At 49.8% G+C, this 21,696-nt stretch carries 19 protein-coding genes, 3 tRNA genes and 1 pseudogene; 7 read left to right on the top strand and 16 right to left on the bottom strand.

The window, feature by feature from the left end:
- Positions 1–110: 110 nt before the first annotated feature.
- From OC187_RS03380 to OC187_RS03420, 9 genes and pseudogenes are all read right to left on the bottom strand, one after another.
- Complete coding sequence (locus OC187_RS03380; protein WP_262997635.1) at positions 111–608, bottom strand: ComF family protein; 498 nt, start codon at positions 606–608, stop codon at positions 111–113.
- Positions 609–635: 27 nt separating this feature from the next.
- Positions 636–806: pseudogene (locus tag OC187_RS03385) on the bottom strand (double zinc ribbon domain-containing protein); the annotation flags it as partial.
- A gap of 4 nt (positions 807–810) precedes the next feature.
- Positions 811–1,956 carry a succinyl-diaminopimelate desuccinylase gene (gene dapE, locus OC187_RS03390; protein ID WP_262997605.1) on the bottom strand — a complete coding sequence of 382 codons (1,146 nt, stop codon included), beginning with the start codon at positions 1,954–1,956 and terminating at the stop codon, positions 811–813.
- Between the two features lie 234 nt (positions 1,957–2,190).
- The gene (locus OC187_RS03395) at positions 2,191–3,885 is read right to left on the bottom strand and encodes a cation:proton antiporter domain-containing protein (RefSeq protein ID WP_262997606.1); all 1,695 of its coding nucleotides are present in this window, start codon (positions 3,883–3,885) and stop codon (positions 2,191–2,193) included.
- A 10-nt stretch (positions 3,886–3,895) separates the two neighbouring features.
- Positions 3,896–4,459 (bottom strand): thioredoxin family protein, encoded by a 564-nt coding sequence (locus OC187_RS03400; RefSeq protein WP_262997607.1) that lies wholly within the window; start codon positions 4,457–4,459, stop codon positions 3,896–3,898.
- Between the two features lie 204 nt (positions 4,460–4,663).
- Positions 4,664–5,110: a CopD family protein gene (locus OC187_RS03405; protein WP_262997633.1), complete on the bottom strand. Its 447-nt coding sequence runs from the start codon at positions 5,108–5,110 to the stop codon at positions 4,664–4,666.
- A gap of 148 nt (positions 5,111–5,258) precedes the next feature.
- Complete coding sequence (locus OC187_RS03410) at positions 5,259–6,254, bottom strand: pyruvate dehydrogenase complex E1 component subunit beta (protein ID WP_262997608.1); 996 nt, start codon at positions 6,252–6,254, stop codon at positions 5,259–5,261.
- Positions 6,255–6,343: 89 nt separating this feature from the next.
- Positions 6,344–8,767: a hypothetical protein gene (locus OC187_RS03415; protein ID WP_262997609.1), complete on the bottom strand. Its 2,424-nt coding sequence runs from the start codon at positions 8,765–8,767 to the stop codon at positions 6,344–6,346.
- A 528-nt stretch (positions 8,768–9,295) separates the two neighbouring features.
- Positions 9,296–9,379 (bottom strand) — tRNA-Leu (locus tag OC187_RS03420).
- Between the two features lie 112 nt (positions 9,380–9,491).
- On the opposite strand from OC187_RS03420, the gene OC187_RS03425 reads away from it, so the two are divergent.
- Positions 9,492–10,913: a metallopeptidase TldD-related protein gene (locus OC187_RS03425; RefSeq protein WP_263008602.1), complete on the top strand. Its 1,422-nt coding sequence runs from the start codon at positions 9,492–9,494 to the stop codon at positions 10,911–10,913.
- 77 nt (positions 10,914–10,990) lie between these two features.
- Here the strand turns inward: OC187_RS03425 and ychF are convergent, their stop codons facing one another.
- The 3 genes from ychF to OC187_RS03440 all read right to left on the bottom strand — a co-directional run bounded on the left by ychF (position 10,991) and on the right by OC187_RS03440 (position 13,576).
- On the bottom strand, positions 10,991–12,085 hold the full coding sequence (gene ychF, locus OC187_RS03430) for a redox-regulated ATPase YchF (protein ID WP_262997611.1): 1,095 nt from the start codon (positions 12,083–12,085) through the stop codon (positions 10,991–10,993).
- Positions 12,086–12,267: 182 nt separating this feature from the next.
- Positions 12,268–12,774, bottom strand: coding sequence for a 2-C-methyl-D-erythritol 2,4-cyclodiphosphate synthase (gene ispF, locus OC187_RS03435; RefSeq protein ID WP_262997612.1), 507 nt, complete (start codon positions 12,772–12,774; stop codon positions 12,268–12,270).
- A 76-nt stretch (positions 12,775–12,850) separates the two neighbouring features.
- Complete coding sequence (locus tag OC187_RS03440; RefSeq protein WP_262997613.1) at positions 12,851–13,576, bottom strand: IspD/TarI family cytidylyltransferase; 726 nt, start codon at positions 13,574–13,576, stop codon at positions 12,851–12,853.
- Positions 13,577–13,957: 381 nt separating this feature from the next.
- On the opposite strand from OC187_RS03440, the gene OC187_RS03445 reads away from it, so the two are divergent.
- Complete coding sequence (locus tag OC187_RS03445) at positions 13,958–15,802, top strand: hypothetical protein (protein ID WP_262997614.1); 1,845 nt, start codon at positions 13,958–13,960, stop codon at positions 15,800–15,802.
- 79 nt (positions 15,803–15,881) lie between these two features.
- Here OC187_RS03445 and purE read toward each other — a convergent pair whose 3' ends face one another.
- Together purE and OC187_RS03455 are read right to left on the bottom strand one after the other, a co-directional pair.
- The gene (gene purE / locus OC187_RS03450; protein WP_396124718.1) at positions 15,882–16,349 is read right to left on the bottom strand and encodes a 5-(carboxyamino)imidazole ribonucleotide mutase; all 468 of its coding nucleotides are present in this window, start codon (positions 16,347–16,349) and stop codon (positions 15,882–15,884) included.
- A gap of 25 nt (positions 16,350–16,374) precedes the next feature.
- A complete protein-coding gene (locus OC187_RS03455; protein ID WP_262997616.1) occupies positions 16,375–16,929 on the bottom strand; it encodes a TlpA family protein disulfide reductase in 555 nt (184 codons plus the stop codon).
- Between the two features lie 920 nt (positions 16,930–17,849).
- Here OC187_RS03455 and OC187_RS03460 point away from each other — a divergent pair.
- From OC187_RS03460 to OC187_RS03470, 3 genes are all read left to right on the top strand, one after another.
- Positions 17,850–18,146 carry an integration host factor subunit alpha gene (locus OC187_RS03460; protein WP_262997617.1) on the top strand — a complete coding sequence of 99 codons (297 nt, stop codon included), beginning with the start codon at positions 17,850–17,852 and terminating at the stop codon, positions 18,144–18,146.
- A complete protein-coding gene (locus OC187_RS03465; protein WP_262997618.1) occupies positions 18,143–18,532 on the top strand; it encodes a MerR family transcriptional regulator in 390 nt (129 codons plus the stop codon). Before OC187_RS03460 ends, OC187_RS03465 begins: the two co-directional genes overlap by 4 nt.
- A tRNA-Pro gene (locus OC187_RS03470) sits at positions 18,523–18,600 on the top strand. Before OC187_RS03465 ends, OC187_RS03470 begins: the two co-directional genes overlap by 10 nt.
- A gap of 233 nt (positions 18,601–18,833) precedes the next feature.
- On the opposite strand, the gene OC187_RS03475 is transcribed toward OC187_RS03470, so the two are convergent.
- Both OC187_RS03475 and OC187_RS03480 read right to left on the bottom strand, forming a co-directional pair.
- Entirely contained in the window at positions 18,834–19,472 is a 639-nt protein-coding gene (locus OC187_RS03475; protein WP_262997619.1) for a hypothetical protein, read from the bottom strand.
- A 105-nt stretch (positions 19,473–19,577) separates the two neighbouring features.
- A complete protein-coding gene (locus OC187_RS03480) occupies positions 19,578–19,970 on the bottom strand; it encodes a hypothetical protein (protein WP_262997620.1) in 393 nt (130 codons plus the stop codon).
- A gap of 192 nt (positions 19,971–20,162) precedes the next feature.
- Between OC187_RS03480 and OC187_RS03485 the strand changes: the two genes are divergently transcribed.
- Positions 20,163–20,249: transfer RNA gene (locus OC187_RS03485), tRNA-Ser, on the top strand.
- 34 nt (positions 20,250–20,283) lie between these two features.
- Entirely contained in the window at positions 20,284–21,675 is a 1,392-nt protein-coding gene (murC, locus tag OC187_RS03490; protein WP_263008603.1) for a UDP-N-acetylmuramate--L-alanine ligase, read from the top strand.
- The last annotated feature ends 21 nt before the right edge of the window (positions 21,676–21,696 follow it).

Raw genomic sequence — 21,696 nt, forward strand, 5'->3', positions numbered from 1 at the left:
GAGGATGGGGGAGAGCCCAAATCATGATAGCAGCTGCGAGGAGTAATAAGTAATTGAAAGTAATTGGCCCTTGGATCTCAAACTTGAGTTGCACGTGCCTCGCTTGGTGCTTAAAGCAAGGTTTTGCCAAGCGTCAAAGCGCGTACTTCCAGAGCTCCTGCGCTTTTGAGGATGCTTGCACAAGCGGCAATGGTGGCTCCTGTGGTTATTACGTCGTCTACGAGCGCTATCACCTTACCCTGTACTCTGTCCGTATTTGTGACCGCGAGCACTCCATGTACGTTCCTTTTCCTAACGTTGGCAGGAAGATTGCGCTGGGGCGAAGTGTTTTTGAGCTTTTGTAGCACAAATACATCTGACGGTATCCCGCTGTACCTACCCACAGCTTGAGCCAATAATGCAGCCTGATTGTACTTCCTGCGCAGTAGGCGCATTCTGTGCGTAGGTACGGGTACTATGAAGTCCACGCCCTCCAGCACAGTCTTACCCCTTTCAGACATCCAGCGTGCGTATTCTTTAACGTGAAATAGGTCATCGCAAAACTTTAATCGCAACACCATGTTTTTGCTACGCTCATCGTATGCAAACACGGAACTGATCGCTGACACATGTGTGGGTCGGGACATGCATCCAAGACATGTGCTAGCGCGCTGCCTCACCACAGTTCCACAGACAACGCAAAAATCTTCCCACAAAAACCTGATTGCCCGTGCACACGTGTCACACACAACATTTTCCTTTCTGATTATCGCTAGACAATTTGCACATACCCTCGGAAATAGTGCGTCAAAGGCCTTGCGCGCCACGGTCCTAAGCAATGGAAAAGAACCTTCCAATGAACCTTTTATAGATTTCTGTAAGTGCTAGTATGTCAGCTACTGGGGCGTGCTCATTGGCCTTGTGCGCAGTCTTGTGTGACAGGCCAAGCTCAACTGTTGGGCAGTGCTCATTGACGAAGCAAGCATCAGACACTCCTCCACACGTTCTAAGTTCGGCATCCAACCCGGTAATTTCCTTTATCACGGACAATAAAGTCCTAGTGCTGTCACATGGCTGATTGACAAATGCGCCGCGGAGACTCTTGTAAGAGAGCGTGTATTTGTCCGTAACTGACGAGCATATTGCATCTACATTCCGATACAGGGACTCTGCCGTGTGACAGTCATTAAACCTTATGGTGAATGCTGCATTTGCGGATGCTGGCGTAACGTTTTCCACACTATTGCCAACATCTACACTCGTTATTGCGCAGTTTGAAGGCGTGAAATGCTCTGAGCCGTCGTCTAGACGGGTGTCATTTATTTTGCACAGAATGCGCAACAAGTCATTTATGGGGTTGTGTGTGAGATTAGGATACGCGACGTGGCCCTGCACTCCTCGACACAACAGCTTAAAGTTTATAGAACCCCTTCGCCCTATGCTAATCGCGTCCCCTATACGCTCCCGGCTACTAGGTTCCCCCACAATGCAATAGTCTATCTCAATACCCTTGGACTTCATCCAGCGCAAAACAGACTTTGTTCCATACTCACCGTGGCACCCTTCTTCATCGCCAGTAATAACAAAGCTTAAACATCCAGGTACTGAGTCAAATTGGGAGACAGCAGATATGTACGCGCATATTGCAGCCTTCATGTCTACCGCCCCGCGCCCCCACAGGATGCCGTTCTCCACTTTGGGGGAAAACGGGTCAAAACGCCAAGCATTGCTTCCAGGGGGCACTACATCTGTATGGCCGGCGAAACAAAGGTTGGGGCGCCCCTCACCGCGCTGAGCGTAGAGGTTTTTTATCTCTATATCTCCATCTCCGAAGGATAAGATCTCACACACGAACCCTAAATTTGATAACAACTTGGCCAGAAATGGTATTGCTTCGCTTCTGTCGGGGGTCACGCTGGGGTAAGACATAAGCTCGCAAGCCAGCAGCACAGGGTCATTCAGTTCAACAGAGCACATGGGCATCACATAAAACCTTAAGAAAGAAACACTCCCCCTCCACCCTCGTATCACAGAAGGTGTGGTGCGTCAATACCAAGCACGTGGCGTTGATGGGTATACGGGAAAGTAATACCGCCGGTAGTACCGCATGGGATTATAAGCAAGCCTCACACGAAAGGCCCCAAAATTATCACCAGCAACCATCACTCTATAGCCCCAACATCTACGATGCGCGGTGTGCCAAGTTGGCGCTTACTCTTCGATGTGTCCGTAATCTTCAGCCCTCAAAGCGTCCTGCAGCAACGCTATTGCATCTGTGCTGAATCCACTTATGCTCAAAGCTACTCCACCCAACTGTAAGCCAGTTTCGTACGTTTCGGGAATTAAATAATGAGCACCGAGCTTCCTGTAGGTTGCAGCGTTTGTCAGGTCAGGAATGCGCACCACTATTATTGTGTCACGGAAGTTATGCGCGACGAGAGATATTATCTTCCTTGTTGTGACGCTGTTATTGATCGCGATAATGATTGCCTTTGCCCGCGCAATTCCCATGGATGTCAGGGTCTCAAGTTTTGTGAGATCACCTAAATATACCGGGAATCCCTCTTCTCTGCCCGCAGTTACCACCACTGGCTGAATATCAGACGCAATGTAGTTTACATGTTCCGCAGTCAGCACTTTCGCTACTATACGGCCTACCCTGCCAAACCCGACCACAATCACATGCTGATCAAGATCTTTGGTATCAAGCACCAACTCCTGTGATGAAAAGGCCGTCTTGTTTTTTTTGGTTAGCAACCCAGAGATCCAGCTTCCCAGAGAGACCAGAAGTGGCGTGAGTGCCATGGTCACCGTTGCTATCATCATGAGCATCTGCGCCAGATCATACGACAGCACACCTTTCTCGGCTGCAAGACCAAACAAGATGAAAGCGAACTCTCCCCCCTGGCACAGCAATAACCCAGCGTGCATACCCACAGCAAGCTGGAATCCGAAAAACCTGCACAGTATGCAGATTATGGATGACTTTAGCAGGATGAGTGCGAAAGACAGCGCGAGAATTAGGGGCAATTTGCTGATCAACAACCCCGTATCTGTGGACATGCCAACTGTCATGAAGAACAACCCCATGAGCAGTTTTTTAAACGGCAAAACCGCCTGCTCCACGTCGTATCTGTACTCGGTTTCTGCAACAAGCAACCCAGCAACGAATGCCCCGAGAGCCATGGACAAATTGAAGTTTTCTGTAACAAACGCTGCGCCTAACACTACTAGGAGCGTGGCTGCCATGAATGCTTCATTGCTTTTCACCATTGCTATGGTGCTGAACAACGGTCTAAGCAGGAGCCTCCCTGATATGAAGATCAGCGCGAAGGCTGCTGCGGCCTTTAACAATGCATGCAGAAGTGACGCAACTAAGCTGTCAGATTCCCCTGCAAGCAGCGGAAGCAGCACTATCAATGGAATGACTGCAAAGTCCTGCAGCAACAGGATGGCGACGGACAGCCTGCCAACCTGGGTTGACTGCTGCCCCTTTTCGTGTAGCACCTGTAGGACAATCGCCGTAGAGGACATTGCCAAGGCTCCGCCTATGACCACAGAGCTCTCAGAACTCACACCGAAGACCCTGGCTATACACCAAATAAGTGTCGCCGTAACAATGACCTGCAGTGTCCCGAACCCAAAGACGTGTAGCCGCATAGCGGCCAGTCTCTCAAAAGTTAGTTCGATTCCGATGAGAAATAGCAGGAATACTACGCCGAACTCACCAAGGCCGCTGATTACTGCAGATGACTCCACGAGCTGAAACCCATGCGACCCGATCGCTGCACCTGCGGCAAAATACCCCAACACTGGGCTGACGCGCAGCTTCCAAAACGTAACAACCACGATTACTGCCGAGGAGAGCAGTAAAATAACATCTAATAGGTGGCTCGCATGGTTCATGGATGCAGGCTCAACCAGGACGCCACTTTATTGAGCAACCAATGCTGGGCACTTGGCCGCCTGGAGCTTTGCCGGTTTCCGCTACAAACCTGACTGCCTCAAACAACTCGCTTCTACCATTAGGGTCAAGCTCCCAATCCCTATTAGGATCGTCAAACCGGCCCCTATAGCACAACTTCATGTCTTTATTAAAGCAGAAGAAATCAGGCGTGCAAACCGCGCCATAGCTCTTTGCAACGGACTGGTCTTCATCAATAACATATGGAAACGGAAAGGCCAAATCCTGTGCCAGCTTTGCCATCTTATCGTAAGAGTCCTCCGGATACGCGTGCGTGTCATTGGGCATAATAGCCACAGCTCCCACACCAAAATCCTCAGCAAGAGACCTCACATCGCGTACCAGGTGCTTAATCACTGCCTTCACATACGGGCAGTGGTTGCATATAAACATTACCAAAAAGGCGCTGCTGCCCTGGAAGCTGTCCAGCCCATAGTAGCCACCATCGGTAGACTTAAGACGGAAGTCGCGCGCGACGAAACCCGCGTCCAATTCCGGAGTAACCACTGCAGCCATCTGGCACCCACCAAAGAGCACATAACGGCTTGAATTCTAAACTGCATGCCGCTGAAAAGTCAAACAGTTTTGTCTGTGGTCCCGTATTGTAGTTGCGGAGTGGTGCGCAATTTGGCAAGCGCTCGGTTGTGTTTTTGTGCATTAGTTCTGGGTATTGGTTGCAGTTTGCCCGGCTGTTCCGCATCCAGCATTGGCATGTGGCTGCTACTGAAACGGTCGCACTACTACCATGACCACTATGGCACAGATCAGTGCAGTGATCACTTCGTTTAGCACTCTAAAATATGCGGAAGAACGCTTACGCACATTTCGTCTGAAATCTCTACCGTGCTTAGCCAGCATGGCGTGCACTACCAGCATGGTGAGGACCAGTAGGAACTTTATTTTGAACCAGAGAAATATGTAATATTTTTCCGCAACCGCTAACAGCAACCCAGTTGCAACAGTGAATAGCATTGCAGGGTTTACAATATAAAGCAGTAGGCGGCGTTCCATCAGAGATAACATTGTGCTGCTTTCAGAGCCATGACTCACTCCTGAGTGGTAGACGTACAGCCTGGGCAGGTACAGCATGCCTGCCATCCAGGAAATGACTGAGATAACATGTAGCGCTTCTATCCAACGGTGATACTCGTAAACCCACGTAGGCACAGCCTGTACTGGAATAGTGAAACTTCTGCATTGTAGCGCGCAATCCCTGCCTGCACAATACATGACACGCCCCACTACCCACATTTTCCACGTTCTAGCGTGAGCGGCATTCAGCCCAAACTTGCTAATCATGCCTGGTGTAGACTGGCTACACCTTGCGGTAGCAGACCTCATGCGCTGCGCTTACTATATCGCCTATCTGCGGAAGCGCCAGGGTTTCTAGGTTAGATGCGTATGGCAGAGGAACCTCCTTGCCAGCCACTCGCAACACCGGAGCATCAAGATCATCAAATGCAAACTCGGTCACAAATGCTGCGATCTCCGCACCAACTCCGTGGGATGGCCACCCCTCCTCCACGGTTACCAGCCTGTTAGTTTTTCGTACCGACTGCAAAATAGTTTCCTTATCCAAAGGGCGTATAGTACGCAGGTCAATGACCTCTGCACTTATCCCGTCACCCATTAGCGTGTCAGCTGCCTCCAGTGCGTACTGTAACTGCAGTGAAAACGCTAAAATAGTCAAGTCTGACCCTTCACGCACTACCGATGCTTTGCCTATCTTAACTAAATAATCAGGATCTAGTTCTTCATCTGAAATCTCGTGCTGATGCCCGTACGCAATTTCGTTTTCCAGGAAGATCACAGGATCAGGGTCCCTGATTGCGGACTTGAGCATGCCCTTGCAATCAGCAGCAAAATACGGGGCGACCACCTTGATGCCGGGGATGTGCGCATACCATGACGCATAGCATTGGGAGTGCTGTGCCGCGACCCCTGCAGCCGCACCATTAGGCCCACGGAACACAATAGGACAACCAAGCTGTCCCCCAGACATGTAATTCGTCTTTGCTGCAGAATTCACTATTTGGTCCATTGCCTGCATGGAGAAGTTGAAGCTCATAAACTCCACAATTGGCTTCAAGCCGCGAAACGCAGCTCCCACTGCAATGCCAGTAAACGCGTGCTCGCTGATAGGTGTGTCCACCACCCTGTTGGGACCAAATTTCTCCAGAAGTCCTTGGCTAACCTTATACGCTCCCTGATATTCTCCGACTTCTTCTCCTATGAGGAACACGCTAGGGTCGCGCTCCATTTCTTCTTCCATTGCCCGACGCAATGCCTCTCTTACGGTGATCAGCGCCATATGCCCCCTGGAGTGCAACACGGCACATCTTATTCACAAAGCACAAGTAGTGCAAACAGTTTAGTGTTTGTAGGGCGCCCTTGGGAACTTCAGACACGCCCCGCCACCTGCCCGGTACCGGGTTCGGCTTGCAGTACAGGAGATAATTCTTGAAGCGTTTCAGGATTGTTGCGTAGCAAGCGTTCCACAACTAACGAGGCGATCAATGCCAGAACTACTGTGCACGACAACCCTGCCGCAATTGCAATATCACAGCTTACTACATAAGTATCGGCAAGCATGTACCTTATTGCACCCACATAGAGGGCAGCAACCATAGCCGCAGCCAGTAGGGATGCTATTAGTATCTTACATGACATGCTAGATGGAAATTCTTTGCATATATCCCGCATGCAGGAACCTATAGGCGCATTTTCTTCCATTGCAGGGGCTGCCGCTTCCGGCGCTTGTGATGGTGCATACCGAGCGTGCGCGGCGCCTTCACCCATGATATGCTGTAGTCCCGGTTGGATGTATTCCTCTAACTCGGATTCCTGCATCTCGTCTGCAGGGGCGCGCTCTTCAGATGCCCCCGCTAATCCATCTGCATCTGTTGCGAGCCCGCTATGCTGGGCCACAAATAGGCCAGTAAAGCGCTGCATTACTGATGAAAACTTGCTCCATGCGCTGCTTTGTTGTTCTGTGAGAGCAACACTAGTCTCGGGTGATGGTTCAGTTTTGCGTAGGCTGCACCGTGACTGCATGCCAATGCCAATTTTGGACTGTGCCACCGGGCGCAGTGGAGACAAGGCGCTCTCTCTGCTTTCATCCCCAGATTCCGCATTTGCAACATCACTGGTTGCCCGTGTGCGGAAGCTTACATGTAACGTGGGATCTGAACGCGTTTTGTGTAATGGGGTCTCTTGACCATCGCCGCCATGGTGGAGCGCGGGGTGGCCGCTCTGTGCTCCGTAGCGCCGAGTTATGACCGCAACTTTTTCCCCTGTTGCTGGTGGAAGCGCCGTATCAATGCCACCAGACATGTGCCTGGGTCGTCTACTAGGAACTATAGCATCTATACCACGAACTTGCTGGGCACTACGCGGCGCCTTTTCTTCAACAAATATTACGCATTCAACCAGCGAGTTGAGCGCCGCACTAGTGGCGCGTGCTGCCGAGAAGACTTCGCCCACTGCGCACATGAACTCCGACTGATTTTCCACAACACTAAACACAAACTGTAGTTCTTCCTCAACTTGCCTAACAGATGTAGATGCTGGATGCCGCTCACTATGTATGCGTTCCAGCATTTTGAACTGGGGCACCCCCAAATGAGGGGTATGTTGTTTTTGTTGGACTTGGAAGAGCACCCCCGCTGACACCACTAACTCTCTGCCACAAAACTGTTTGCATGACGACATTAAGCAAATGTACCTAGCCAGATGCGCTACTGATTGCCTCGAACCGCAATCGCTTTTTATTACTGCAAGCCTGTAGTGCCCGTTGACGGCGCCGGTTGCACCGCACTCCGGCACTGCGTGATGTCGCGCTAGGTCTCCACTTACTCGTGTCCTTGCATCTAGAGCCAGGTGATAGGGAAATATTTCCGGGAGCTCACTCATGCACTTGAGGTCTTCACGCACCCTGTGCAGGGACACAATGCCCATGCGAGTTACCTTTCCTGTTATGGGAAATGTACAACTTCCCAAGTTTGATGCGTGTTTCCCGTAGGTAAAAACGCATCCCGCAATTATGGGTTTACCAGCGCCGTCAAGCGACCAAGGCTTTTTTTGATCGTAAAAAATTGCGCAAGTTGCTCCCAGGTTGTGCGGCGAAAATTTCCATTTACCGCCTTCGCTCGACGCAGCCTGTTGACGCTCTGAGTGGTTTTGAGTGGTCAGCAAATGGCGGCAAAGCTGCAGTGCCTGGCTTGCTTTCAGCATGGAGCGCCAAGCTTGGATGTTTTCCCGCACAAACTTGCTGTGGCTATCTGTAAGGAAATTGCCATGTATTTCCACTCGCAGCGTAACCTGGCGCACTTCTGCATTTTCCCTGAGTAGCCTGGAAACCTCGTACATTATGGCGTTGCCAGGTATGAGTGAGAACCTACAGCACCCATTACTAGCTGCCTCGTACAGAATGTGAGGGTTGAGGTCACGCCCATGGTACTTGCCTTGAATGCAGGCCCCCAAAGAAAGTCCCAACATTGTTCCAATAACTTCACGGTGGGCACCAGGTTCTGTTTCGCTCAGCGTGTGCAACAGGAATATTGGAAGGACATACATGTTACAAAAGTTGCACAGTGTATAGGTGGCGCGACGCGAGAACATGTCCATGGCTTCCCCAGGATTTGCGGTAATGGAGAAAGTCATCACTGCCCGCTTGTCTCCGCGCACGTCTTCAGCTACATGTCCAGTAACGCAAACGGGCGGAATAATGGAATGTTGTGTGGTGTGATGTGCATCTTCTTGGTGCTCGGGCTCCCTAAGCAACGGAACGGAAGTTTCCTGTGCCCGCGGAGATGACAAGAACATAAGCAAGGATGAGACTACCGGTATGCGATTTATGGCATCAATTTTGGCCCATGTTGATGCACCCCCACTCTGGAGGTCAAGCGCTTTTACACAATGGACGTGGCTGTGCATGGGATTCCGGTGTCCTGATTCCGCAGTTGTCGTACCAAGGCTTGAGGGAGTGCCAGGGTTGTCCCCCGGAAAACGCGAATGCGCGCTAGGTTTACGTGGCATAACAACTCGAAAAGTTGGGGAATCAGTCTTTAGTTAGAACTCCTACGTCGGAACATACAACACATTTAATTTTCTGTAAACCGAAGCGCACTTATGCCTCGAGAAATGCCCCACTGTACGGAGCTTAAATTCGAGCCCCCTAAGCAGTGTCTACTGAGATTGTACGTAGAGAAACCATTACTCCTGCCTTGTTGTAGGCCAGGAACCATAGGGGCTGACGTGCCATGTGGTTTGCATACTTGTTTGCCGCTGTAGCCGCGAGCCAGTAACCACCATGACCGTACTGTTGCGTTGGGGCGCATCACGCGGCAAGCGTGCCCGAAAGAAGACTCGAACTTCCACGACCGCGAGGTCACTAGCACCTGAAGCTAGCGCGTCTACCAATTCCGCCATTCGGACTTTTAGCACTGTCGGAAACCACCCACGAAAGGGCAAGCAAGTCCCCGAATTAAGTTGATTATTCAAGACCACCAAGTATATTGTTACAGTTTATACATGCAAAAGAGTCGGAATGGAAGTTTTCGATGTGGAGAGGGTGTTTTTTGCGCAAGTTGACAGGGATACACTTGGTGTTCTGGTCAAGAATGCGTTGCATCAGGCAGATGGAGGGGAGCTGTTCCTGGAATTCTTTAACTCGGAATCTCTAAGCATAGAAAACGGCGTGGTAAAAAGTGCAGATTTTACTTTCCGCAAGGGCTTTGGCTTCAGGGCTTTCTGTGGCGATAGTACCGTAATTGCATGTTCTTCGGAGATAAACGAGAATGAAATACGTAAAGCTGCTTCTCTAGTTGAGGGCGCGGGCGATAACAGAGGCGCTCATTTAGTAGACTTACGCGAGTGTAGTGCGCAGCTGTATCCCGGGACAAATCCTGTAAGCGAGATCCCATTCGCAAACAAGATTGATATTCTGCAAAATATTGATGCATATCTGCGCGGCGCCAATCCACACGTAGCTCAGGTTAAGGTCGCAATCAGTACCCAGTGGCAAGTTGTGCATATTGTGAAAAAAGACGGCAGTGAAGTGGGGGACGTGAGACCCTTGGTCAGGCTGGACGTATATGTGCTGCTGGAAAAGGGTGGCAGAAAAGAGTGTGGCAGGGCAGGCCATGGCGGAAGAGCGTTATGCTCTGAATTTGTTAGTGAGGCCAGGTGGAAGAGGGTTGCGGATGAAGCTCTGCGCCAGTCCATGGTGAACATGGAAGCTGTGGCTGTACCCGCTGGAGAGATAACCGTAGTACTAGGACCGGGATTTCCTGGAGTGTTGCTACACGAGGCTGTTGGCCATGGTTTGGAGAGTGACTTCAATCGCAAGAAAATCTCCGCATTTTCTGATGCTATGGGCACCAAAGTGGCTGCTGAGGGCATTACGGTTGTTGATAATGGTGCAATGGAGGGCCGCAGAGGATCTCTTAACATAGATGATGAGGGCACTGCTTCCCGTTGCAATGTGCTGATAGACAACGGGGTACTTGTTTCATATATGCATGACAATATGAACTCTATGCTTATGAACGTATCTTCCACTGGCAATGGGAGAAGAGAGAGCTATAAGAGTGTTGTGATGCCACGCATGACAAACACATACATGATGCCCGGAAGCTATACGCCCGGCGAAATAGTTTCAAGCGTGAAGCGCGGTATATATGCAGCTGATTTTGGTGGGGGACAGGTCGATATTACTTCCGGTCAGTTCGTGTTTTCAGCTTCGGAAAGCTACATAATCGAAAACGGTAAAATGGGGCACCCGTTGAAAGGTGCTACGCTCATCGGCAGCGGTCCAGATATTCTGAAAAAGGTGTCTATGGTTGGAAACGATTTGTCACTAGATGCCGGCACTGGTACATGCTCTAAAAATGGTCAAAATGTACCAGTATGCGTTGGTCAACCAACACTGAAGATAGAGGCCATAACAGTAGGCGGCACGGACATGTAGTAGTGTGGGTACACGCAAGGAACAGAGCGTAGAGGGATTCTGGAACAGCTCCCGAGGTTACGACGTGGGTGCTCCGGTTACTGATTCACTCTGAAATGTATCACATCCCCATCCTGGACTATGTAATTTCTCCCCTCGAATCTGGTTTTCCCAGCGTCTCTACACCCGGATTCGCCACCGTGTTGCACGTAGTCCTGAAAACTTATGGTCTCTGCCTTGATAAACACTTTTTCAAAATCGGTATGTATGACCCCAGCCGCTCTATCTGCTTTTGTATGTTTCTTTATTGGCCATGCGCGGGCCTCTTTTGGTCCTACAGTAAAAAAGGTTATTAGATCGAGTAGTTCATACATACCGCGCACTACCACATCTATTCCTGGCTCCTCTAGGCCGATTTCCTTCAGGAATATCCTCCTCTCCTCTTCGTCATCAATGCTAAGGATATCGGACTCCAATTTTGCCGATAGAAAGCAGCACCTACTGTTCCTTTCCTGAGCCATTTTACTTACGGCGCTTGATAATGCATTGCCCTCCACCGCGTCAGCATCCCCCACATTACAGACATACATCACAGGTTTGCTTGAGAGAAGTTGCAGCTGCCTCAGCTCGTCCGGGTCCACGTCACCAGTAACGCTTCTCGCCGGCATCCCGCGCTCCAAGGTTCCTAGAATATCTTCCAGAATAGTCAACTTGCTTTTGGCTTCCTTACCGGATTTTACTGCTTTTTCCAAATTCGGCAGGCGACGTTTTATGCTGTCAATATCGGCCATGATTAACTCCACCTCTACTACCTCAGCATCACTCACTGGGTCTACAACCTGGTGTACATGGCTAATATCGCTATCTTCAAAGCAACGCAGCACGTGCATTATCGCATCAACATCTCTTATGTGGCCCAGGAATTTATTTCCCAGACCTTCGCCACTACTTGCGCCCCTGACCAGCCCTGCAATATCCACGAATTCCACTTGGCTGAACACAATTTTCTGGGAGCCAGCAATAGCTGCAAGTGTTCTAAGTCTCGCATCGTGCACCACTGCCATTCCCGCGTTGGGCTCGATCGTGCAAAACGGGTAATTCGCCACTTCCGCTGACGCTGTCTTAGTAAGTGCGTTGAACAGGGTTGATTTTCCCACGTTAGGAAGCCCTACTATTCCGCAATTTAATCCCATTGTAAACTTAATATGACCCTCGTATGGGGGGCATTCTAGCACTTAACAAGAATTTTAGATACTAGATTTACTCTAGTGCTGCTTGTCGCAGTTCTTTCAGATGAGCATTTCAAACTTCCATGTGGTGTGGTAGTGGCTAAGCCGGACATGGAGAACACCAATGCTGTGCCGCAGCCGCCGCTCTAGTTTGTGGCAGGGGACACTCTGTAGCATAGAACCGCAGCATGTGCAGCAATGCCCTCTTCCCTGCCTATGAACCCTAGCCCCTCTGTGGTTACGGCCTTAACATTCATAGCTGACGCATCCATGTTCAACAACTGAGACATAAATGCTTTCATCCTGTTGACATGAGGCATGATTTTCGGATGTTCGCAGACCACCGTCAGATCAAAGTTCAACATAGCATATCCTTTTGCAAGAGCCCTTTTTTGTGCCTCTAACAGAAAGTGGGAGGAGCGCATGCCCTGCCACCTCGGGTCTGTGTTGGGGAAATGCTCCCCTATGCTTCCCTCTCCCACGCAGCCCAGTAGAGCGTCTACTAATGCATGTATTCCTACGTCACCATCCGAGTGTGCTTCAATTCCCTTGTGGAACGCTATCTCTACTCCACACACAACTATGTGGCCACCTTCAGGGGGAGAACAGGAAAACCTGTGCACATCATAACCTATGCCTACCCTGAAGGGCATAACCTGGAACCGCAACAACAAGGGCAGCATTCTACAGCGGTTAGGTACGCTCTGCAACACGTTTGATGTGCATCGATCACTTCGTTACTCCATGGAGCGCGATATCGCCAGACAGGTGCAATTTTGCCCTGAGTAGATCTTCAGACGTGGTGATCTTAAAGTTGTTGAATTGTCCTTCGGTGGTTGCAACAGACATTCCGCATTCTAACATGATAGCAGAATCATCCGTGAAGTACTTTTCGGGATTTGCGTTGTGCACTCTTCTGTGGCAGGCACGCAGGTCTGGGTACTTATACACCTGGGGCGTCTGTACTATGCGCGCCGATTCCCGGTCAACACTTCCAGCTATGCACCCATGAGCAACGGTGTGTATTGTTTCAACTGGAGATAAAACAGGCACTACTCCGGAATGGAGAGCGAGCGCACTGGTAATTGTGTTTTCCGGTATTGCTTGCGCGAATGGGCGGCAGGCATCATGAATGGCGACTAGATCGGGGTTAATGTGTTCCAAGCTGTCAAGGCCAATACGCACGGAATCTTGCCTTCTGTTGCCGCCATGCACTGGAGGTAGCAACCTGTCTGCTATGGTTACAGGTACAGATTTAATTGCATTTTGATACAGTGCGTCATGCCCACTGCCAATAACCACCCTCACCCTATGTATGTAGGGCGCAAAAGAGCTAACGATCGCGTGCCACATTACCTCCTGTTCGTGTATCTTTACGTACTGCTTAGGTAGCCCAGTGGTGCCAAGCCTGCTGCCCTTCCCCGCAGCCACAATAACCATAACGCAAACGCACATAGAATCGTGCTAAGGAATAGGAGACAATGCTACACTTGTTTAGGGTATTTTCCAAGGATGTCAAATATTAGTCTATGGTAGGGCTTATGAGCACTTTACTACTATATCATTGATGACAACTGAAAATTGTGCACGCTAATTTCTGTTATTGTTGCTGTATACGTATCACTGTGTTAGCCTGAGCCCCACGCAGCATGTGGCTGGGTTCACGGCTGTAGGATCCATGACAATGCATAAAGGTCCCCGTTTGGGTAGTACGCGTGGTATGTGCAGCCTAGCTAGGCTGCACCCACATTAGCCTTTTGATGCATCAAGTTTGTGAGCGCACTGCTCATTCGTTGTCCGGGTCGTCGTTCTTTTCATGTTCAACGTGGGGGAGTTATGCCTACTAAGCAGCGGACTACTAGCAACTCAAATTCCGAATCCAAGAAGAATTCACGAAATGAAGGCGTAGGCAAGTCTGGCAGCCAGGGACTAGAAGCAAGTCAAAGTGAGGAAGAGCTAAGGGGCACTCCATCCCAAAAAGAAGACTGCGATGAAGGTCTGGCTGAGCTTAAGAACCGTATTGCGGTTCTTCACAAAGAGTTAGTCCAGTTAGAAAGCGAACTCGTACAGTCCCGCAATGAGCAACATGAGGCCTTTAGTAAGTATGCGGAGCTTGCATATAAGACCCAAGGAATAGTAGCCCCCGTGGTACTTTGTTTGATGGTGCTAGGGCTCTCTGTATCAGCCGCAATACTCATACGAAACGCTGTAACGATTTCCAGGCTTTTCTCCAAAGGCTTCTCAAATGGAATGAAAGCACTATTTTCTGGTGCACATCCACTGCAGCTTAAAATCGCATTCGCTGCAGCGTTGCCGCTATTGGTCTTAGCGATTTCCCTAGCGTTATATGTTACGTGCAGTGGGTACAAACGTAGAAAAGCTCTTGCAGAGGTGATCGACAACGGCGTTGAAAAGTACAACGCTTGTTATGAGCTTCAAACCAAGATTTCGTACGGCCAGCTCGCCCTTCAATCTGCTATGGTGTCTGTTACGGATACCAGCATAAAGCAGCTGCAGTTTGTGCAGCAAGGTATCTTAATGTGTGCAGGCGAGCTTGATGATATGCACAAGTTCAGGCTCCGCCTGGACAACGAAATTAACGACATTCAGAGGCGCATTCCAGGTGTGACTGAGGAGATCAAGAAACACACCGATGAAGCACTAGAGTGGAATCTAGCTCGTACTAAAAGCATTCTGGAGGGAACAGAAGGGCGCCTAAGGGAAATGGGTAATGAGCTGGCGCGCTATTTGGATGATGTTAAAACCCTTATTGACGACGCACGCAATACCGCGAGTGCTACCCAGAACCTTATTGATTCAGCTGTGCAGAGGCATATCTCCGAGGTAATCAGTAAGGTTGCGGAGGTTAGCGAGGGCTTTGTGCAGCTCCGGAAGAGCGTTTCTCACTATCTGCAGAAAAGTGAGGGGCTTGTTGCGCAGGAAGTGAAGACCGCCCTAGACAGCCGCATGACGAACCTGCAGTCCATGTACAAACTGTGGAATTGCGAAACAAACTCCGTGGATAAAGTTTGTAAGACGCTGGTGGATGCTTCAACGGCAATAGATGCCATAATTAGACATGCAGATGCCAAAAAGTGTCTTAATGCAGTGAAGTATGATGAATCTAGTACACAACAGGGCAACTTGTACGACAAGATACTCGCAATGAGTAAGGCGATAGCACAAGCTGTGAAAACGTATCAGGCGAGACCCGCAGGTACTGATGAGGCGAACCATTGCAGGAATGTGCTACGTACTCTAGATAACCAGCTATTTGGCAGCAAAGGTGTGTTCAAAAACGAAGACGTGTATGCAGCCTTCATAAAGAAGGCTATGAAGTGCACAGAAGACGATCAGGGTATAATTGATACTGCTAAATATTCTCAAATAGTAACACTGCTGAAGAATTTCACAAATGCACAGGACGGGTTTTTTGTATTTCTTCCGTACTTGACAACATCATCCATGGCTATAGATCACATGCGGGTTTCTATTGAACATATGACCGGAGTGTGTGAGCGTCTGGCTGCTCTATCGAATGAGTTGTTTGAATCGACAAGAATACCGGAGGAAGCGCTCGGGGCTTCTACGAATCCCCCCGACTCCCATGTTACGAACGTGGCTGCACAGTCTGCCGCACAACACCCCTCGAAATCGGGAGCTCTGCCCCCGCAGCTCTAGGATTGGGAGCTGCTCCTGCGGCTCTGCAGCATTAACGTCCCCGTAGCCTTCGCAGGAACGGCGATCGCAAATTGCGGCACTAATCCCCGTCCTCGAATGGAGAAACCTTGACTGCAGATGCAAGCTCCGCCTTCCACTCTACAAGTTTGTGCTTTATATCAGAATAGCTTAGCCCAAGTATAGAAGCCGCGAATACTGCGGCGTTTGCGGCCCCAGCTGCCCCAATAGACATAGTGGCAACAGGGGCACCCCTGGGCATTTGGACTATAGATAACAAGCTGTCCAGGCCATTCAAACATTCACTCTTTATCGGCACGCCTATAACTGGGATATCTGTTAATGAGGCTACCATACCGGGTAGGTGTGCGGCTCCACCTGCGCCGGCAATTATCACCTTGACGCCCCTTTCGTGTGCGGCTTTCGCGAAGCTGTATAGCCTGTCAGGCGTCCTGTGAGCGGATATTACCATGACCTCGAATGAAACTCCCAACTCGTCCAAAAGAAGAGTTGCCGCGCTCATGGTGCGAAAGTCAGACTTGCTGCCCATGATTACCGAGACTTGCGCGCCGCGCTCACTCACTTCTACGTTCCCCCACGGTTATGGAATCCATGATGGATCGCAGTGCCTGTGAGCTGGTTACATTGCCCGCGGGCAGGCTGCCGTTCCCTAGCACTGCTATGTACGGTATTCTCCCATCAAAGTGTACACCCTTGCCTGCCAAAGCGTACGCAAGCTTGCCGTGATAGGCGGACGACACGTTGTACGGCACGAAGTTTATTTTTTTTTGTGATAGCAAAAATCCCGCAAGTCTATCTCTGTTCGTATCTAGCGAAATTATTATGGGCTCAACACCCCTGTACGCACTTATTATTCCTATAACCTCTGGCATTTTCTCCACGCAATTGCTGCACCAGGAGGTGTATAGCACCAGAAGTGTGGGGCCAGCGCCTATTTTCGACACTAAACCGTATAGGGCTTCGTCTGAGTCTATCTCCTGAATTTTTATTGAAGACCGTTCCAGCTCTAGTTCATAGTTATTGACGCTTCCGATCAATATGAATGATGCAACCGCAAGTACGCAAAAAGCAGCTATGAAGCACTTATTGTATAGCACCTTGGGAACCATAGCGAACTCCAGACAAGACCTTCACACCTCGCAATTATGGACTTCAAGTGGATAACTCACAAGATTTTTATGGATTCAGACGTAGTTGGGTCTCCTACAGCGCCGTGCATCCCTGCATTCTCGGATTGAAGTTTTGCGCCGCACAGTTGCCATGCAGGTTTGCATACAGTGTGCACCTCGTCACCACTAGAGTGTGTAGTAGGTGCACTTTTGCTGTTGCTGATTAAAAATCCCGCACTTCCCTTTCATGGGCGCTCCAATGTACTTCTACATTGTGCCACTTGTGCTGTATGCATCCGTTGTGGCGTCATTTACCGGTCTGAAGGCGTATTATGGCATGCCGAAGATATTTGTTTTTGCTCATGGTTGGGGATCTGTAGCTCGGGTACGGCTAGGTAGCCAAAATGATGACGCGCGGCCTTCCGAGCCTACGCTTAATTCAGCCTATGCACCGGCCTCTTAGTTGCGCACTTCGCTGTAGTAGCTGCGGATGCGCTGGTTGTTTTACCTGTTTGTAGCGTTGATGTAGGGTGCTCAATGCTAGAATCTGTCTATCTGCCTCGGGATCTAATGCGCACTTGAATAGGATTAGGGGAATTAACTCCGTACAGTAACAAAAGGGCCCGGAGCACGGTTTGGAAAGGGCTTTGCCGATGAAAGTAAGCCAAACCCTGCGAATCACGCAGGGTCCGGCCGCGTTGCCTGCAGTGTGTTTGAGTCACACAGACTGCGCAATTGCCCTCTGTGCAGATTGTCACTAAGCAAAGCTGGCAGCTATGGGAAATCCCCGCGTTTTGTCAATATGAATCAGCGCTGGCAAGCCTGTAGCGCTTAATCGCGAAATTTGCTCCCTAATATGGACTTGATACTTTTTCCCGATGATGTAGACTTATCTGGTCTTCTGTGCTAGGTGCTAAATTATGGCTCAGACGCTTACGAGGGCTAGGCTCGCTGACATGATTAACAGGGAGATTGGCATATCGCGGGAGGATGCGCTGGTGTTAGTGGGGGAAATACTTGATGAAATGGTATCCTCTCTAGTCAAGGGCGGCCTACTGAAGATATCTTCATTTGGCACGTTCAAGGTACTGAAGAAGAAGGAGCGCATTGGTAGAAATCCAAAAACTTTGGAGCAGTTCGTCGTGAAGGAACGCAATACCGTGACGTTTTGTCCCTCTGTGACGATGAAACGCATGATAAACGGTGAAGAGTCGTGACCACCGATTTGTTGCAGGCCCGGTGTGATTCGGACGAGGTTTCGGATGAAGTTAAAGAAAAGGTCTTCCGCACCATCAGTGATGTGGCAAAAGAGGTTGGTGTAGAGCAGTATGTGCTTCGCTTTTGGGAGAGCAAGTTCCCGCAGATCAATCCTGTTAAGAGGCGTGGAAGGAGGCTGTATGATGGGGAGAATGTTGCCATCATAAAAAAAATTAAGCACATGCTTTATGACAGGGGGTATACCATAAGGGGAGCGCAGCTGGAGCTTAAAAGGAGGAAGAGCGCCTCTGAGGTTGTAGTGGAAGAAAGGAGCAGCCTAGTTCGTCTGCTGCGTGACATGGTGAGCATGCGAGATACATTGGTTAAAAAACTAAACGGAATGTAGCGCAGCCAGGTTAGCGCGTCAGTCTGGGGGACTGGAGGTCGTGGGTTCGAATCCCGCCATTCCGACCAGTTGCGCGGGTGGGCGTCTTTATGCTGCCAACTGGGCGAACATATGGAGCCAGCCGCTCGAATTCCATGCAGATCATCCTGTTGTTTTGTAGTATGCGTATAGTCGGCCTCATTTATACGAAGCAGGGTGGGCTCCCTATAGTTGCAATGCTGCTTTGCATACGCAAGTGAAGGAGCCCGGTTTCGGCGCGCATCAGCCAGGTGTTGCGAGGCAAGATCCCTGGTATGTGTGGTTAAATCCAGCCAAAGACACTCGCAGTTGCGGATAACAAATCTGCTTCAGGGCCAGCTGTATTTTGGGAATTCCTTTCCACCATCTTTCCAGGTGCGACATCCGATGGCTCTGAGACCGCGCCCGCATTTTCTGCTGTTTCCTCAGGTGCGGATCCTAGCAATACTGGGGTTTCGCTTGCATTTTCTGTGGCAGCGCCAGAGGTTGCCTCATTCTGCACAGGTATTGTGGCCCCTTCAGTATCCACAACAACCGCGTCTGATGGCTCGTAGCGTGAATCCAAAACTACCAAACCTGCATACCCTGAACCCTCATTTGCTGGTAGTAGCTCACCACCGCAGCCCAGGAGTTCTAGTAGCGGAGGAATGTTGAAAGTTATACTTGCCAATCCTTTATCAAAATTTAGCGTGAGTTCATGAGCGTGTGTTCCAATAAAGCTGGCTATAGTTGCGCCGTCTTCCTGAGTAAAGGTGACTTCACCCTCTCCAAAGGCGTCTGCTGTGTGGGAATAGACTTGTATGCCATTGCCATGTATGGCAAAGTCATTGCTGGCAATTGACACATCGTCGTACACGTTTATGCCTGAAAAGGTTATGACAGCTGTGTTTCCGTAATGCGGGTCATATGAATTGTCGAACATTGTGATACCTTAAACGTTGAACGTATTTTTCTAGTGTCTGCGTTGGTCGTGTTGGTGGCTCAGCTCCTCTCCTCAAATTGGAGCATGCCGCCATGATGGTGCTTATCAGCTCACGTAGTAATGGTCATCCTCTACGGGCAGTATGTGAACTTGAACATCGGGATACGTTTGGTTTATGATGGGGAGAGCTTGCATTGGGTTGATGGCGAAATGTGCCTCTACCAACTTCTTATCTGCAGCTATGTTTAGCTCAATGCCAGTCAGTGCGGAATTGTATATATCAGCCATCAATTCTTGGCCAGCCCCGAAGGTTATATGGCTTCTGCAGTAAGTTTCTGCTTCCTGTGCGGAAACGTTGCAATATTGTAGCGGATTGTGGCTGGCAGAAATTTCACCGTTAGTAATGCTCACATGACCGTTGCTTATCATAAGGTTGTGAGACAAATCAGCGTCGTCTATGAGAAACGCTACGTCGTAGGTGTTACCGAAATCGAACATGGTGCGTTAGCCTTCAAATTTATAAAACCGCGGGGATTCTAGAAATAGGCAGTTAATTTTAAGTGAAGGCTGCTTTTGTGTAAGCATGCTACGGCTCTGGTTACTGATTTTCCCTCATGATAGGCCTGATGCCCCTGGTAATTGCTAAGGCGTACAATTGCACGCCTTCCCACATTATGTTACAAGTGACGCGGACGGATGGCCGAGTGGTTTAAGGCACCAGTCTTGAAAACTGACGTACGTTAACGCGTACCGTGGGTTCGAATCCCACTCCGTCCGTTTGTGAGCTATTTCGCCGACCTGGAGGTGTAGTTTGACAAACCCTTTCGGATTTTGCCACGATAGTGTACTGCACTTCATAGGAATCGGGGGTATCGGGATGAGCGCGTTAGCGCTTGTTGCCCATGATTGGGGTTACTCGGTGCAAGGAAGCGATGCGTGCGTTTCCCCGATTGTGCAAACCCTGCGCGGTCGCGGCATTCCTGTTGCATTGGGACATGATGCAGACAATGTGCAAAATGCGGATGTTGTGGTGTACTCCAATGCAATCAGAAATGACAACATTGAATTGAGATCGGCAATCTCGGCTGGCAAGCATGTTCTGCGGAGAATTGAGTTGCTCTCCAAAGTTCTAGGTACAAAGCGTACAGTGATTGTTTCGGGTTCCCATGGGAAGACCACAACCACTGGCATGATTGCCTCTATCATGGAGCATGCTGCGATGGATCCTACAATCTTTATTGGCGGCATTGCTCTCAGCTACGGTAGTAACTATAAGGTGGGAACAGGCGAATGGGCTGTGGTTGAGGGTGATGAGTCTGATGCTAGTTTCACTACGATACCCTGTGAGATAGCAGTTGTAACAAACCTTGAGTGGGAGCACCCAGATAGATACAGGTGTTTCGAAGAGTTAGAGGAGGTATTTTCGGATTTCTTACATAACGTGAAGGTAGGGGGGGCCGCTATCATACCCAGCGGGCTCTCCCCTGCGTTGGACAAAGGTGTTTCATGCGACAAAGTGGTGCACGGACTTTACAGTGGTGATTTCCTTGCCACCAATGTAGCGTATGTCGGCGGTACTACGGTGTTTGATGTTGTGGGATCAAGTGGGGCCAAATTTTGTTGCGATGTTAAGCTCCCCGTGCCAGGGCGCCATAACGTAGAAAACGCACTAGCTGCTGTCGCTGCGACTAGACAGCTGGGCATTGATTTTGGCGTCATAAAATCCGGGCTAGAAAACTTTATGGGTGTTGGTAGAAGATTTGAGATTATTGCCAATGTGAGGGGCGTCACATTTATCGATGACTACGCGCACCATCCCACAGAAATAGAGGCTACAAAAGACGCCGCTGCTCTGTTCGCTGAAGGGAGGGTGATTGGTGTACTGCAGCCTCATCGTTTTACCAGGGTGAAACACTGCTTTGCGGGCTTTGTTCGCGCAATCTCCAAGTTTGATTACATGGTGCTAACTGATGCGTATTCTGCGGGTGAGGAGACAATAGCTGGTTGCGGAAGCCCCGATATTATCTGCGCGGTGAAAAGCCTAGGTTTTGATCAAGTAGTACACGCAAGTGATCCCGGAGCAATTGCTGATATTATCGGGACTATTGCCAAACCCGGAGATGTGGTAGTTGCAATGGGGGCTGGCAGCATAACAAGCATCATACGCTCCGTTGTGGATGCATACACCACATGCTCAGCCTAGCATATGACACCCACAGAGCGC

It is taken from the genome of Anaplasma capra (assembly GCF_025628805.1).
GTDB classification, from domain to species: Bacteria; Pseudomonadota; Alphaproteobacteria; order Rickettsiales; family Anaplasmataceae; genus Anaplasma; species Anaplasma capra.